Source organism: Nodosilinea sp. P-1105 (assembly GCF_012911975.1).
Lineage (GTDB): Bacteria > Cyanobacteriota > Cyanobacteriia > Phormidesmidales > Phormidesmidaceae > Nodosilinea.
This window is the reverse complement of the sequence record NZ_SMDQ01000013.1, coordinates 43,812-58,937: the sequence shown is the minus strand read 5'-3', so window position 1 is coordinate 58,937 and position 15,126 is coordinate 43,812. Positions and strand designations below refer to the sequence as shown.

Below are 15,126 nucleotides of genomic sequence, written 5' to 3'. Positions count from 1 at the left end.
TGCCCCTCGAGGGGATGCTAATACCTGAAACCCGAAACCTCTAATCATACCAGTCATATACCTGACCAATACCTTCAGCCCACCTCCAGGTGTTGCAGCACAGCCTTGGCCGCCGCCGCCGAGGAGGCCGGGTTTTGCCCAGTAATTAAGCTACCGTCACAGGCGACATGGGTCTGCCAGTCTTCTGCCTTAGTATAATTGCCGCCGTTTTGGGTGAGCACATCTTCCACCAAAAACGGTACCACCTCGGTTAAGCCCACGGCGGCTTCCTCGCTGTTAGCAAAGCCTGTCACCGCCTTACCCTTGACCAGGGGTTGGCCAGCAGGGCCTTTGGCATGGCGCAGCACCCCAGGGGCATGGCAGACAGCACCAACGGGCTTCCCTGCCTGGTAAAACGCCTCAATTAAGGCAATGGAGCGGGCATCCTCGGCTAGATCCCACAGCGGCCCATGGCCGCCTGGGTAAAACACCGCATCGTAGTGATTGGCAGATACCTCAGACAGCACGACTGTATTGGCCAAGGCGGCCTGGGCGTCCGGGTCTTGGTGGAACCGCTCGGTAGCCTCAGTCTGGGCTTCCGGCGCGTTACTTTTGGGGTCTAGGGGTGGCTGGCCGCCCTGGGGAGAGGCCAGGGTGAGAGTAGCCCCAGCATCCTTAAAGACATAGTAAGGAGCGGCAAATTCCTCCAGCCAAAAGCCGGTTTTTTGACCACTGTCTCCCAGTTGGTCGTGGGAGGTCAATACCATCAATATGTTCACGGGTTGTCCTTGGCGTAATGGGCAATGCCATATCCTGCTTGTCTGCCGATGCTTCAAACACTCAGCAGGCATTCGGCTGGGGAAACAAGCAAGATGACTGAGTCCCATTGTCGCTGTTGGTCATCGTTGCTGCCATCCCCCTGGATTGGTAATTAGGGTGTAGATGCCACGGTGATGAGGACACTCTAGAACGCCGGTACAGAAACCCAGTTTCTCAGCCATACCGCAGATTATGTCTTTGGCGCAGCGACGAAGAAACCGGGTTTTTAGCCACACTGAACCGATGCCCTAGATCCGTAACGTCTGGGGACAACAGGTGTCCCAATCCATCTTGCTGCCATGGGGCTGGTCACACACTAAACCCCCGGCAGGGGCCGGGGGTAAGGGGTTAGTTTCGGTGGCTAAAGGCTATGGTCGCGTCACCACAACTGCTACTGCCCACCCAAGCGCTGATTGATTTCCTGCTGCAAGGCGGGGTCTTGCTGGGCCTGGGTCAAGATTTGCTCAAATTCCTCTATGGTCAGGTCTTGAGCCTGAATGGCCGCTTCCATATCATCCCGAGCGCTGGCCCGGATAGTCGATACCTGCTCGACGGCAGCAGCAAATTGCTCAGTTTGCTCGGCGGGGATTTCAGCGGCCGCTTCAGGGGACTGCTGCGACTCGGCGATCGCGTTGTAGTCATCCACCGACAGCCCTTCAGCTTCCACTGCGGCCACCAGATCAGCTTGCACCTCTTGCTGAATCATTTGAATGGCTTGGTAGGCATTCACGAAGCTATCTATCTGGGCAGGAGACAACTCCACCTGAGGTTCAGGAGTAGGCTGGGGAGCCATCTCAGGCTGGGGTGCTGTCTCAGGTTGTTGGGCAACTGCGGCCGCAGGGGCAGCAATCACCAGAGTTGCAGCCAAAACGCCTCGTAAAAGGGTTGAGGGTTTCATACAGGGTCCTCTTATATCATCAGCCGTGATCCCGATAGGGCATGTTCACGGTAAGGCAATGATCGCTATGTTAACGATTCTTGCCCTGGGTGGATAGACTATGGGGCGATTACGACAGCGATGTGTTGTCCATGTGTCGATGATGTGACGTTACAAATTGTCAGCCTAAGAGAAATGGGCTAGCACCGGTGCCGCCTGCAGCAATGTCTGGCTGTAAGGGTGTTGGGGGGACTCAAACAAGGTTTGGGTAGGGGCCAGTTCAACAATTTTGCCCTTTTCCATCACCGCAATGCGATCGCACATAAACCGGGCCACCCACAGATCGTGGGTAATGAACAGGTAGGTCAGGTCGAATTCTTGTTTTAGGGCCAGCATGAGCTCTAGTACCTGGGTTTGCACCGTGGCATCCAGCATGCTGACGGGCTCGTCGCAGATCACTAGCTGCGGGGTGGTAATCAACGCCCGGGCGATCGCCACCCGCTGCTGCTGTCCCCCCGACAAGTCCCGAGGAAAACGATGGAAAAAGTCCTGACTGGGGGTGAGGCTGACGCGGGCCAGCATGGCATGGGCTTGCTTTTCGGCCTCGGTGACGGTGGCTAGACCGTGAATCAGTAGGGGGTCGGCAATACTTTTGCCCACCGTCATCATTGGGTTGAGGCAGGCGAGGGGGTCTTGAAACACCAACTGCAAGTGCCGCCGCAGGGGGCGCATCTGCTGCCGGGACAGGCGGGACAGGTCAGTGCCGTTAAATTCAACTGTGCCAGCAGTAGGCTTAACCAACTGCAAAATTGTGCGGGACAGGGTGCTTTTGCCGCAGCCCGACTCTCCCACCAGCCCCACCACCTCACCTGGGTAAATGGCAAGGTCTACCCCATCGACGGCTTTAATTAGACTGGCAGTCTGTCCCCCCAGCCAGCGAGCCACCAGGTTGGTGTCCAGGGTGTAGTGCTGCTGTACATTCCGCAACCTCAGAATTGGGGTATCCATCGCCCCGCTGTGGGCTAACCCTGTGGCCCGCTGCATTTGCCGAGCAGAGGCGACCAATGATTGGGTGTAAACATCCACAGGGTTCTGTAATACGGCGGTGGCCGGCCCCGTCTCTACAATATGCCCTTGGTACATCACGGCAACGCGATCGCAGTACTCGGCCACCAACGGCAGGTCATGGGAGATCAGCACCAGGGTTGTGCCCAACTGGTCGCACAGGCGGGTGAGTTCATCTAAAATTTGGGCTGACACCGTCACATCCAGACTGGTGGTGGGTTCATCTGCCACAATCAGCTGGGGCTCTAAAATCATCGCCAGGGCGATCGCCACCCGCTGGCGCATGCCACCACTAAATTCATGGGGATACTGCGTCAAACGACTGGCAGGAATATTGACCGTTTCCAGTACGGCCACTGCCCGTTCCTTAGCCACCGCCCGAGATAGCCCAGGCCGGTGGGCTCGCAGGGTCTCGATGCAGTGCTCCCCGATGGTCATTAGCGGATTCAGTCGGGTCATGGGGTCTTGAAAGACCAGGGCCACCGCCTCCCCCCGAAACTGGCGCAGCCGTCGGGGACTAAAGTCGAGCACTGACGCACCGTTAAACCACACCCGCCCCTGTAGGGTGGTTGACGGCGGCAGCAGCCGCAGCATCGCCCGCCCTAGGGTTGATTTGCCGCAGCCGGACTCCCCCACTAGACCCAGCTTTTCCCCAGGCTCTAAGGTCAGGGACACCTGCTCCACGGCCGGAATAGCTTGGCCTGTATAGAGGACTGAAAAGTTTTCTACCGCCAGGAGCGGCGCGACTGTATCCAGGGGGTTGGCCATTGTCTACTGTTCAAATCGACGCATTAAATAAGCGACCCCAAAATCACCATTGGGGTGCTGCTCCAGCAGATCAGCCAATTCAAAGATGCGATGGGCAATCTCTGGGCCTAATTTATCGAGGGTGGCTTGTTTTTCCCGTTCTGTGTGTTCTAGCTCTCGCACCTGGGCTTGCCAATCGGCAGAAAAGATATAGTCAATATGGGTATCTAACCCCAACTGCTGCAAAATTTCCCATTCCCCGGCATCGCACCAGATCCCTTTACAGTTAGGGCAGCGCTCCACATAAAAGGCCCCTTGCTGAATCGTGATTCGCCCCCGCACTAAATAGCTGCGACAGTCGGGGCAGAGGGCAGCTCGGTTATCAAGGGGAGCGGGTTGAAACGGTGTCTGCAAGGACAGGGGCAACAGTGACACCTGGATGGGTTGATCTGGGTCAACCTGCGGCTGTTGCCAGGTCACATAGGCTTCTGGTGGAATCCAATTGCCACCACAACTGGGGCAAGCATGGGCGGCTAATCCTGGGGCCAACTGACTATCTTGAAGGTCGACATTGCCTTCTTTGGGGCACTGATACAAGGCGTTTTCTCCCAACCGTTTGCTGCCAGCCGCTGTTTGCCCCCCAAGGTCATCGAGAGCTAGATTGGCTCAACCCTTGAGACTGATCGGCGGTCTAGCGCTTCTCATTGTATAGCGGCATTGTATAGCGGCAACGGCCGATCACAGACTTGATATTGGTGGGCCTAAACTACCAGCTCAAGTTATGGCCTTAGATGGGGCCGGGGTCAACTGGGGGCTACCACCATTTAGGTTAGGGGCTGCTTCGGCGATCAGTAGGTTGCGAATTAGCCGGGCCAGGCCTCGCTGGGCTAACCCCGACATCACCTGCTGCCCCATGGCTTGGGTTTCAGGCTTAAATAAAATCGCCGGAATGCGAGTCGCCACCTGGGCGGGGTCAAACCCCTGGGTGTCTTTGAGAATGTCCAGAATCCGCATTAAGTGGGCCAGGTCATCGTTGCCATTGGTTGCCGTCTCTGTCGCGGGTGCCGCTGGCTTTAGGCCCAATCGTCGTTGTACGGAGGTGGTCAGGTTCTGCAGGGTGGTTTGGCCCAGGTGGTCTAAGCCATTGACCAGTTCGGTGACGATGCGATCGCGCAAAAACGACCCTCGTTCCGAAAACAAAAACTCCAGGGTTTGGTCTAGCACCTGATCCATATCGTAGTCATCGCTATCCTTAGCGTTGCGCAGCAGATTTTCTAGCCGGTTCCAGCGAAAGCTGCCGTCCTTAAACAATAAATCCTGTAAGGATGATCGCAATTGGGGAGAGGAATCGGTGAGTAGGCGCTTAGCCACATAGGGATAGGCTTTGCTCAGCACCTTAAACTCAGGGTCTACGTTGATGGCAATGCCCTCTAGGGTCACCAGGGAGCGAATGATCAGGGCATAGTAGGCGGGTACCCGGAAAGGATACTCATACATCAAGGCCGAAAATTCGTCCGTGATACTTTTGAAGTTCAATTCCGCCACGCTGGCCCCCAGGGCATTGTTGAAGACCTCCGCCAGAGCCGGGATAATCGGGCTGAGATCAGTATCGGGGGTGAGAAACTCAAGCTTGATATAGTCATTGGCCAGCCCCTCAAAGTCGCGATTTACCATATGCACTACCGCTTCAATCAAACCGTAGCGCTGGTAGGGCTTGACCTCGCTCATCATGCCAAAGTCTAGATAAGCCAACTTGCCATCGGCCATGGCCAACAGGTTACCGGGGTGGGGGTCGGCGTGGAAAAAGCCGTGCTCTAGCAGCTGGCGTAGGGAACACTGCACCCCCACATCGATCAGGTGGGTGGCGTCAATCCCCTGGCGGTCGAGGGAGTCAATGTTAGTCAGCTTAGTGCCCTCAATCCACTCCATGGTCAGTACCCGGCGGGCCGTGTACTGGGGATAAATATGGGGCACATAAATATCTGGAATGTGACCATAGAGTTTTGCAAAGCGTTGAGCGTTTTGCCCCTCGTGGGTGTAGTCCATCTCTTCAAAGATGCGCTCACCAAATTCGTCCATGATGGCGACCAGGTCGCTGCGAATTTGGTCGATGCGGTAAGTGGCAAACTTGGCTAACTGGCGCAGAATAAATAGATCGAGGGTAATGCGCTTGGCTAGGCCAGGCCGTTGCACTTTCACGGCCACCGCTTCACCGGTTTTAAGTTTGCCCTTATAGACCTGGCCCAGGGAGGCGGCAGCTACCGGATCGGCCGATAACTCGGCGTAAACCTCGTGGGGTGGGGCACCCAACTCTTCTTCAATGAAGCGAAAGGCAATGTCGTTGGCGAAGGGGGGAAGCTGATCTTGCAGTTGGGTCAGTTCGTCTAAAAATAAAGGAGGCACCAGATCTGGCCGGGTCGACAGGGCCTGACCAATTTTGATATAGGCTGGTCCCAGGTTAGTCAGCATCTCTCGCAGTTGCACTGCTCGCAGTTGCTCGTTTTGGGCACTTCTACCCCGTTGCCGGTCTAGCCACAGCCGCACATAGAAGCTGATCAAGGGCAGCAAAATGGCCACAAACCGGGTCGCCACCAGAAAGGGACGCCGACCATAGTAGGTGGCGATCGCCTCTGGGTCGTAGGCAAACTCTTCAAAAGGGTCTTGGGGTTTTTGGGGCAATCCCGTCGTGGCCTGGCTGACAGCGGCATGGGAAGATGCGGTCGCTGGCTCCGTCAGCACCTCCCCCGTCACCGTAATTGCAGCGGCATCTACGGCATGGCCGGACGGCTGAGTCGAATTTTGGGTCAAATTATCAGCCATAGCACGCTCAGAGGAGGTTAGGGGCAGACGGACAGTCACAGTCATTAAACCAAATTACATTCCCGTAAACTATTGTAACGGGGTTGCCGATTTTACCCAGGGCAGACTTCCGTACCTGTCTTCAGGGTTGTTGAAGAACGAAAAACGAAAAAGGAGAATCCAAAATCCAAAATCCAAAATCCAAAATCCACCCATCCACCCATCCACCCATCACTCCCCCCCTCCCTCTGCAATAATAATCAAGTCAACCCCTTCCCCCCTCCCCCCATGCCCTTGCCTTTCCTGCGGTCTGATGTGGTTCAACTGGCGGCCTATACCCCTCACCCTGGGGCTGCTGATGCGATCACCCCAGCCTATTTAGATCCTCTGGACACCAACGAGTGCCCTTACGATTTACCCCAGGCGCTAAAGGAGAAACTGGCCTGGATGGCCCAGCAGGATATTGCGGCTAACCGCTACCCTGATGGTGGTCATGGAGCCCTGAAGGACGCGATCGCCGCCTATGTCAGTGAAGCCATTACCCATGGGTTAACCGCCGATCACATATCTGTGGGCAATGGGTCTGATGAATTGATTCGCTCCTTATTGATTGCCACCTGTGTTGGAGGCGAAGGGGCAGTACTGGTCGCCAATCCCACATTTTCTATGTACGGCATCTTAGCCCGTACCTTGGGCATCCCGGTGGTCACTGTGGGGCGACACGATGACAGCTTTGCCACAGATTTGGATGCGGCTCAGCAGGCGATTGAGCATCCCCAGGGAGTGCCAGTGCGAGCGGTGTTTATGGTGCACCCCAATTCCCCCACCGGTAATGGCCTGACCGAGGCCGAGCTGGCTTGGCTACGGCAGCTGCCCGACCACATTTTGGTGGTGGTGGACGAAGCGTATTTCGAGTTCAGCCAGCAGACCACCGTGACTGATGGGCTAAGCCGCCCCAACTGGGTGGTACTGCGCACCTTTTCAAAAGCCTTTCGCCTCGCTGCCTATCGGGTTGGCTATGCCGTGGCCAACCCGGAGTTAATTGCGGCCCTCGAAAAAGTACGGTTGCCCTATAACCTGCCCAGCACCACCCAGGCCGCCGCTTCCCTGGCGCTGGCCCACCGCCAGGAACTGCTGGCGGTGATTCCCGAAATCCAGGCCCAGCGGGACGGGTTAATGCAGGGCATTACGCAGCAGACGGCATTGCGGGTGTGGCCGAGTGTGGCCAACTTTATTTACGCTCGCCCCCACCCGTCCCAGATGCCCATGGAAGCGGCTCTAGCCCACTATTTCCAAGCATTGAAAGCCCAGGGTACATTAATTCGTCACACTGGCGGTGGCCTCAGGATTACGGTGGGCAGCCCAGCCGAAAACCAACGTACGCTGGCCCATTTGCGTCAGGTACCAAATTAGTGGTCTGTCAAATTAAAAATGATCGGCTGATAAAAGGGCTTACGGCTCACGGCCAGTCGTATACCGTGAACCCCAGGTCAAAAATCCCGTCAGTATCAGATTGACTGGCCACTAGAGCTCGACCGTGATGCTCATACCAGAGCCCTAGCGTGGCGAACCGTATAGGGCAATACGCCAACCAGTAGGGCAAAGGCCTCATCGGGGACCTGATCAACTATGGTCTGGTCAAAGTAGCTTTTAAACTGCTCTAAGATCATGCGGGCTCGGTCAATGGGCACCGGCTTATCTGTGAAATTTTGGGTTAAGCGGATCCACTGCAACCGAATTCGCAGAGCCTTTTGCTGTGCTTCGGCCGAGCTAGGCGAAATCAACGACAGATTTCCTAAGGAAATCACCCCACGACAGTCCTGATCGAGGCCACCGCCAATGGCAGCACCAGGACCGGCAAATTCGGTATAAAACTCTTTGTGAATAATCAGGCCATTGCGGCGACGACTGTTGACCACCCACAGCTCATTGCCCCGAGTCTTGGCCAGAATGTCGTCATCATCAAGACCTGACGCTCCCCCAGATAGCAGAGAGGGTTCCAGGGAAATACCTTGGTGAGGATAGTTAGGATGGCCTGGACGAGCTGAATAGCTGCCATGGGGGATTAGGGAACTGCCATGCCATTGGCCTACCAAGTTTTGCTCAAAATATGGGCTCATCCCTGCTCATTCACAATGACAACATTGGTTCGTCACCGTCCCGTCAACGTTAGAGTTTATCCAAAGCTCTAAGCTAAGTTTAGAGGGTTTTTTGAACCTCTATTCTAAAACAGTAGGTCCCTATAACTTTCCCGCGAAAGCTTGAGGAGCTGCTAAAGAACGAATGAATTTACTCGCTATGACTTTAAGGTTTTCATAAAGTCTGCTGATTTTCAGGAAAACTTTTTGAATTTGTTATGGTGCGATAACAGTTAGAGGGCGATCGCCTTATGCAGTAACATCCGACGGGCCTGCAGTCCGAACCAAGTGGCTGGACTTTCCTCAACCCGGCACAAGCGAAACCCAGCAAATTGATAGAGGCGACGGGCTTGCAGGTTATCTTCCATCACATGCAGATACAAGTCCGCCACTGACCAATGTTGAGCAAGGCGATCGCAGTGGGCCAGCAGGGCTTTGGCAATGCCCTGGCGGCGAAAGGTACGATCCACAGCTAAGTTAGACAGATACCCATAGGAGCTGGGTAATCCTTGCCACGGCCAAGACTGGCGCTGGGAGATCTCTACGGTGCCAGCGACTACTCCCTCGGCGGCACTATAGGCCGCCAGGCAAGCATAGTTAGGTTTGGTGTAGGTCAACCGCTGCTTCAGATCCTCCTGAATGCCAAGCTTTAGCACCGGAAAGATCAACCGCTTCCAGCCACAGTCCGCATAAAAGCTAGTAGCTAGCAGGTGAGTTAGCTGCGTCACATCCTGTGGCGCAGCCGGCCGAATTAGGGGATTCGAGCTGGGTTCGGTAGCCAGGCTGGCGCCAAGGGAATCGGCTGCCAATGGAAAGGATAGACGAGGTTCGAAGGAAGCCATCAGTCAGCACGATACATGTCCTTGAAGAAACTATACCCTGTCTGCTAAGAGTTGTGCCCAGTTCTGGGGTTAATTCTGCCCACGCCTGCTTAGCAATTCATTAGGATATGAAGGGTACTAACGCGATCGCCCTTTCAGTCTATCGTTCCGTAGCACTGAGTACTGCCTGGCAAAACTATGGCTACCGTTGCTAAAGGTGTCAGGGCTGGTTCGCCGACTTAGGTGATCGCTAGGAAAGATTTTCCCTTGATGTAGGATGGGCAAAGGGCCTTGCCAGTGCCCATCAGCTGTTGAGGAATGGGCACTGTACACAAGCATAACTCTATTGCCTTCTGCCTTTCTGCACCAGGGTATGCATATTTCCTTTCTGACCACCGTTAGCCAGTACCGCGATCCAAAACTGCTTTGGCCCCTGGCGGCGATCGCCTCTCTGTTGGTCCATGGCACAGCCCTGGCCTTACTACGCCCAGTGTTGGAAACGCGATCCGCAGTCGATGAGTTGGCTACCTCGCCCCCCATCCAGCTGTTAACCCTGGCCCCTGATTCAGAACCGGCAGCCTATTCAGGGGAGGTGGATCCAATACCTCCAGATCTGACCCCCAGGAATACCTCAGGTGCCGAATCAGAACCGGCGGTGACCCCGCCCCCTGAGTCTGCCGCAGACCCCGCCCCTCCAAATCCAGTGGAACCGCCGCCAGAGGTGGCATCCTCACTGCCAACCGCCCCATCGCCACCAGCCTCCTCTTCCCCTGCGACTCCGGCTCCGGTGGATCCGCCCCCTGCGACCCCAGCCCCAGAGGTGGCCCCCCGTCCTCCAGTAACTCCGACGCTCCCGGCTGAGCCTTCTCCGGCACCCCCTACAGGGGCCACATCAGAGGCCCCTGCCCCCCGTCCTCCGGTAGACTCGCCGCCGCCGGTCTCGTCTCCGCCAACAACGCCGTCCCCTGCTCCGCCCCGGCCGTCTGCCCCTGGTGGTGGGGCCAGCGAAACCGGGGGCCAACTGCAAGCCCTAAGAATTGTTCAAGAACAACAGGCGAGGGATATTCCTGATTCGCCACCTCGCCTGACTGGGACGACCAGGATTTCCCTAGACCCGCTACCTGCGGGGTGTCAGGCCGCTGGGGACAGCTCAGCCCTAACCTCTGGTCAGGTGAATTTACGTATTCGGGTGGAGGCTAGCGGAGAAATTTCCTATACAACGGTGGTGCAAAGTAGTGGTAACTCAGCCCTGGATGAGTTAGTGAGCTGTGTGGTGCGCCAGGCTCTACAGGTGGAGCCCGCCTCCGTCGGCGGCACCCCCCTACCCTCTACGGATTATGTGCTGGAAACCCAGGTGCAGATGCCGTTTTAGTCCAGCTGACTCAGATGGTGGCTGTCATTCCAACGTTTAATTTGCCACAGGGCTGTGTTAAACCGGTTGGCGCCAGGATCGTACCAACGGTCGCGGTCCAGCCAGAACTCAAACAGCGCCGTGTGGTCTATGGCTAACCCCCAGGGGCGATCGCAGCCCATCAGAGCCGCAATCATCTGCTGCAGAAGGCCATGGTGGCTGATCACCCAAACGCGATCGCCGTTGCGATGTTGGCCTAACAGGTGATCAACAAATTGTTGGGCTCGCCTGGCTCCCTGTACTGGGGTTTCCGCCTGGGGAATGGGGTGCCAGTCCAGACAGGTTTCCAGGTGGTGGCAAAGATCGGGAGCTATGGTTTGGGCTTCAGCCCAGGTGAGGCCATTAAAGATACCCTGATTCAGCTCTTTCAGGTCTTCTCGTAATTGGATCGGCACAGAGCCCTGGCGCAGCGGAATGCGGTTGGGTAGAGGCACTGGCATCACCTGCGACTGACCCGCAAAACCAGTCAGCAGGCCGGCTAGGGTCGCTGTTGCCCGGAGCAGCGGGCTGCAATACATGTGAGTAGGATCCCAGTCTATTTTGGCTAGCCGCTGCCCCAGGGCGATAGCCTGCTGCTGTCCCAGGATCGTCAGGGGGGTTGAGTGCCACCCTTCCAGGCGTCCATCCACATTGCCCTGGGACTGGCCATGGCGAATTAGCAATAGTTTTAGGGGAACCATCGCCCACGTCTGTTTAGGGTGTTAGCAAAACCTGGGTACATTAAGATCACATCTAGGAAACTTTCTACCGAGTGGTGGGCATTGCCCACACTACGAAAGCTTAGGATTGCGAAAAATAACGTGGGATAGCCGTCCCGGCTGTCCACGGTCAGGCATCTTGCCTGACCTACAAGCATTGCACCTTAAAAGATCCACGTTCCTTAGAGCAGGATCCCCTTTCTGCTTCTGCCTTCTGCTTTCTGCCTTCTGCTTTCTGCCTTCTGCCTTTATTCCCCAGCCTATCCGCAAACTGTCTATTCAGGCGTGCATCTGCTAAAAACCATGCCAAAATACCAAGTACTTTAGGCCCAACCTGTCCTATTCCATGAGTTTATGGTTTCTCCACTGAGTTCTTGCCCATCTCCCCTATGTAACCCGGTACTGAATCCCCAGACCCGGCAACGGTTGGGGTTATTTTTGGCCCTAGTGCTGGGGTTTGCCCTGGTGGAGTGGCTGGTGGGGCATCACAGCCATAGTCTGGCTTTGCAATCTGACGCTGGCCATATGTTGACCGATGCTGGGGCGATCGCCTTGGCCTTAAGCGGTAGTTGGCTAACTCGACTGTCTCTGCTGCGTCGAGGCCGTCGCTGGGGCCATTATGATCGACTGGCCGCCTTGGTCAACGGTGTAATTCTGCTGCTGATTGCGGTGATGCTAGCCTGGGAAGCCTGGCACCACCTGACAGCTCCACCCATGACCTTGGTTAGCCAACCCATGGTCGTAACAGCCCTGTTGGGGCTAGGGGTGAATGGCTTGGGGGTCTGGCTGCTTCATGCCGACCGACAAAACGACATCAATCTGCATGGGGCTTTTTTGCATACCCTGGCGGACTTGATCAGCTCGATTGGGGTGATTGTCGGCGCATTGGCCGTGGCCATTTTCCACTGTGGATGGGTAGATGGGGCGATTAGCCTGGGCATTGCCCTACTGATTGGCAGTCGGGCGGTGCCGTTTATCTATCGCAGTTGGCAGCATCTGGGGCAGCCCTCGCAGGATGACCTGGCAGCCCTGGGATTTCTAGAAGTGGGGCAGGGGGACTTGCAAGTGCTGGTGACCAGATCAACTGCGGCGCAGTAGCCCCCCTATTCCCCTGGGAAAACTGGGAACAAGCATAAGCCACAACCACTAGGGAGTGAACTCCCTGGCTCATAGCGAAAGTCTGCTAAAGCAGACTGCGCCAGATGGCCCATAATCCTCTTCAGAGGATTTCGGCTTTGAGCCTTGGACTTCTAGTCCTTGGCTCGGGGCCAATCTGAAGGATAGCCCCCTAAAACTTGACAGGGCTGCCATTCCTAACCCCAGTCACCTGTCACCTGCCACCTGAGACCCTCTGAAACGGTTGTCACACTTCGGCTAAGCAGCACGAGTGCTACAAAATTTGCGATCAAGCCAACAAACCTGCGTCATATTACCGATTCGATTCTATATTCATAGCTAGGGCGGCTTTTCTGGAGCAACTGGGTCGCTCGTTCATTCGTTAACGTGAGGCATAGCCATGGGCACCTGGGTTAAGGAAACAGACGAAGCCTTTTACCTAATGCGGGGTAACACCTGGATTTCCCGTATTCAAAAACGACCGTCTAGCACCAATCCCCAAGAGCAGGTGCTTAACGTAGAAGGGATGCGTCAGTGGTTCATGCGTTCCGATTTTCCCAGGGCCATGACGGTCTCAGTGGGGCTTGAAGCACCGGAACCACAGCAGTTTGGTGGAAGTTCAGGGTCGGCATCACCGGAAACCAAACAGGAAGAGGCCGCTCCTGTGGTTGCTCCCACCGATCACCAGGAGGATCCGGAGCCCCCTGCTGTTGACAGTGATGAGAATGCCGACGAACGGGAAGGGCTAAAGGTTAAGGTTGCAACCACGACTTACTTTAAACTTCAGCCCAAGCTATCTGACCAACTGAGTGATGCGGAAAAAGTGCTGGTGACCAATGGCACGGTCTTGGACATTCAGTATTACGTCGATGTCGGCAAAAATCATTGGCGAATCGAACTTTTAAATGCCACCCTGGGCGACAAAACCAATCGTAGTTGGTTTGTCTTTGCCCCTGACATTGAAGTCTTGACCGGGGTCAAGCTAACCACTGTTAACGATACCCTGTTCAAGGCTGAGCCGAAGATGTCGTCGCAGCTTGCAGATGATCAAAAAGTGCCGGTAAAAAATGGCACCCAGCATACGTTGCTATCTTTCACCCCTGCTGCTGGCGATCATCTAGAGGTTGAACTGGCCGACGCCACCCTAGGGGAGGACCAGAAACGCACCTGGTATGTCTTTAACCCTGACGTTAAGGTCGATGGAAACCGTCAAACATTAGAGGTGGTAGGGGACACAATCTTTAAGGTTGAACCGGTTCAATCGAGCCAGTTGCCAGATGCTGATAAGGTTTTGGTTAAAAAGGGGACAGTTTTTCTGCTTAACTCCTATGCGCAGCCCGAGAAAAATCACGTTCGGGTGGCGTTACAGGGGGCATTTTTAGGGCCTAAAAATCTAACCACTTGGTACGCTTTTGTGCCCGATATCCAAATTTCTGGCACTGAAATTGGCAACCGACCTGAGGACAGTACCCCAGCCGCACCAGCTACAGTCAGCCAGGCCGCGACTCCGATTGATCGGGGTGTTGCTCTAACCTTCCCTGGGTTTACCGGCACTTACTTTTCTAACAATCCGATTAAAACTGGGCTCAATTTTACTTGGGCAGAGGCTCTACATGTAAATCGCAATAACGGTCGTTATCGACGACCAGCCAATGCCAATGTGATTTACAACATTCTCAAAGTGGCGGAGGTGATGCAGGAAATTCGTAGCATGTATGGCAATCGGCCAATTCGGATCAATTCTTGGTACCGTGACCCTGCGACTAATCGAGCCGTGGGTGGCGCCTCGCGATCGCGCCACCTAACAGGAGATGCCGTTGACTTTGTAATCCCTGGGGTCAGCAACTTTGATGTTTATGCTCGCTTAAACCCTTGGTGGGGTAGTCGGGGAGGACTGGCCAGTTCTTCGGTATTTACCCACATTGATGTGCGGGGCTATCGGGCTCGCTGGAGTTATGGGTATTAGCGATGGGTGTCAGGTGTCAGGTTTTAGGTCAAGGTTTAAACCCGGCACCCGATACCCGGCACCCTAAGTTTCGGCGGGGACAAACTCTAGGGCTACCCCATTCATGCAGTAACGCTGACCAGTGGGTTTAGGACCATCAGGGAAAACATGGCCCAGGTGGCCGCCACAGGTGGCGCAGTGCACTTCGGTGCGGGTCATGAAGAAGGTTCGATCGGTTTTAGTTGCGATCGCCCCCTCGATGGGAGCATAAAAGCTAGGCCAGCCGGTACCGCTGTTGAACTTGGTGTCGGCGGTGAACAGGGGAGTACCGCAACCGGCACACTTATAGACCCCGGCTTCATAAACTTTGTCCAGGGGACTGGTACCAGCCCGCTCAGTGCCATGTTGGCGCAGCACCCGAAACTGCTCTGGGGTTAATGCTTCACGCCATTCTTGCTCAGTTTTGTTGACGGTAAATTGTTCGTTGGTAGTGGTCATAATCTCTTGTTCACTAGGGTCAGTCTGATTGGTGAGGGTGCTGAACACCCAGGCGCTGCCAATCACGGCAGTACCCGCTTCCAGTAACCTGCGTCGTTTCATGGATAAATTCCCACAAGTCTATGGAACAAATGGGGGCGATCGCCCTGGGAAGACCAAGGGCTTCCCTTTACTTAAGTTAACGTATCCTCAGCATCGTCGTCTTATCCCCCG

General features: G+C 55.4%; 13 protein-coding genes. 4 read left to right on the top strand and 9 right to left on the bottom strand.

Annotated features, from left to right (window positions below; all coding sequences use genetic code 11):
* Positions 1 to 74 precede the first annotated feature (74 nt).
* The 5 genes from E1H13_RS08245 to E1H13_RS08225 all read right to left on the bottom strand — a co-directional run bounded on the left by E1H13_RS08245 (position 75) and on the right by E1H13_RS08225 (position 6,307).
* Positions 75 to 758: a type 1 glutamine amidotransferase domain-containing protein gene (locus tag E1H13_RS08245; RefSeq protein ID WP_169612931.1), complete on the bottom strand. Its 684-nt coding sequence runs from the start codon at positions 756 to 758 to the stop codon at positions 75 to 77.
* A 431-nt stretch (positions 759 to 1,189) separates the two neighbouring features.
* Complete coding sequence (locus E1H13_RS08240; protein WP_169612930.1) at positions 1,190 to 1,696, bottom strand: DUF4168 domain-containing protein; 507 nt, start codon at positions 1,694 to 1,696, stop codon at positions 1,190 to 1,192.
* 165 nt (positions 1,697 to 1,861) lie between these two features.
* On the bottom strand, positions 1,862 to 3,508 hold the full coding sequence (locus E1H13_RS08235) for an ABC transporter ATP-binding protein (RefSeq protein WP_169612929.1): 1,647 nt from the start codon (positions 3,506 to 3,508) through the stop codon (positions 1,862 to 1,864).
* A 3-nt stretch (positions 3,509 to 3,511) separates the two neighbouring features.
* Complete coding sequence (locus E1H13_RS08230) at positions 3,512 to 4,084, bottom strand: zf-TFIIB domain-containing protein (RefSeq protein ID WP_169612928.1); 573 nt, start codon at positions 4,082 to 4,084, stop codon at positions 3,512 to 3,514.
* Between the two features lie 177 nt (positions 4,085 to 4,261).
* Positions 4,262 to 6,307 carry an AarF/ABC1/UbiB kinase family protein gene (locus E1H13_RS08225; protein ID WP_169612927.1) on the bottom strand — a complete coding sequence of 682 codons (2,046 nt, stop codon included), beginning with the start codon at positions 6,305 to 6,307 and terminating at the stop codon, positions 4,262 to 4,264.
* A 267-nt stretch (positions 6,308 to 6,574) separates the two neighbouring features.
* Between E1H13_RS08225 and E1H13_RS08220 the strand changes: the two genes are divergently transcribed.
* Positions 6,575 to 7,699, top strand: a complete 1,125-nt coding sequence (locus tag E1H13_RS08220) for a histidinol-phosphate transaminase (protein ID WP_169612926.1) — start codon at positions 6,575 to 6,577, stop codon at positions 7,697 to 7,699.
* 131 nt (positions 7,700 to 7,830) lie between these two features.
* On the opposite strand, the gene E1H13_RS08215 is transcribed toward E1H13_RS08220, so the two are convergent.
* Both E1H13_RS08215 and E1H13_RS08210 read right to left on the bottom strand, forming a co-directional pair.
* A complete protein-coding gene (locus tag E1H13_RS08215) occupies positions 7,831 to 8,406 on the bottom strand; it encodes a hypothetical protein (protein ID WP_240966537.1) in 576 nt (191 codons plus the stop codon).
* Between the two features lie 251 nt (positions 8,407 to 8,657).
* Complete coding sequence (locus E1H13_RS08210; RefSeq protein WP_206070226.1) at positions 8,658 to 9,266, bottom strand: GNAT family N-acetyltransferase; 609 nt, start codon at positions 9,264 to 9,266, stop codon at positions 8,658 to 8,660.
* 352 nt (positions 9,267 to 9,618) lie between these two features.
* Between E1H13_RS08210 and E1H13_RS08205 the strand changes: the two genes are divergently transcribed.
* Positions 9,619 to 10,617: an energy transducer TonB gene (locus tag E1H13_RS08205; RefSeq protein ID WP_206070224.1), complete on the top strand. Its 999-nt coding sequence runs from the start codon at positions 9,619 to 9,621 to the stop codon at positions 10,615 to 10,617.
* Here the strand turns inward: E1H13_RS08205 and E1H13_RS08200 are convergent.
* On the bottom strand, positions 10,614 to 11,336 hold the full coding sequence (locus E1H13_RS08200; protein ID WP_169612923.1) for a histidine phosphatase family protein: 723 nt from the start codon (positions 11,334 to 11,336) through the stop codon (positions 10,614 to 10,616). The two genes, E1H13_RS08205 and E1H13_RS08200, sit on opposite strands and share 4 nt — an antisense overlap.
* A 372-nt stretch (positions 11,337 to 11,708) precedes the next feature.
* Here E1H13_RS08200 and E1H13_RS08195 point away from each other — a divergent pair, with 372 nt between their 5' ends.
* Together E1H13_RS08195 and E1H13_RS08190 are read left to right on the top strand one after the other, a co-directional pair.
* Entirely contained in the window at positions 11,709 to 12,452 is a 744-nt protein-coding gene (locus E1H13_RS08195) for a cation diffusion facilitator family transporter (protein ID WP_169612922.1), read from the top strand.
* A gap of 418 nt (positions 12,453 to 12,870) precedes the next feature.
* The gene (locus tag E1H13_RS08190; protein WP_169612921.1) at positions 12,871 to 14,436 is read left to right on the top strand and encodes a D-Ala-D-Ala carboxypeptidase family metallohydrolase; all 1,566 of its coding nucleotides are present in this window, start codon (positions 12,871 to 12,873) and stop codon (positions 14,434 to 14,436) included.
* A gap of 63 nt (positions 14,437 to 14,499) precedes the next feature.
* On the opposite strand, the gene msrB is transcribed toward E1H13_RS08190, so the two are convergent.
* Positions 14,500 to 15,015: a peptide-methionine (R)-S-oxide reductase MsrB gene (gene msrB, locus E1H13_RS08185; RefSeq protein WP_206070222.1), complete on the bottom strand. Its 516-nt coding sequence runs from the start codon at positions 15,013 to 15,015 to the stop codon at positions 14,500 to 14,502.
* Positions 15,016 to 15,126 lie beyond the last annotated feature (111 nt).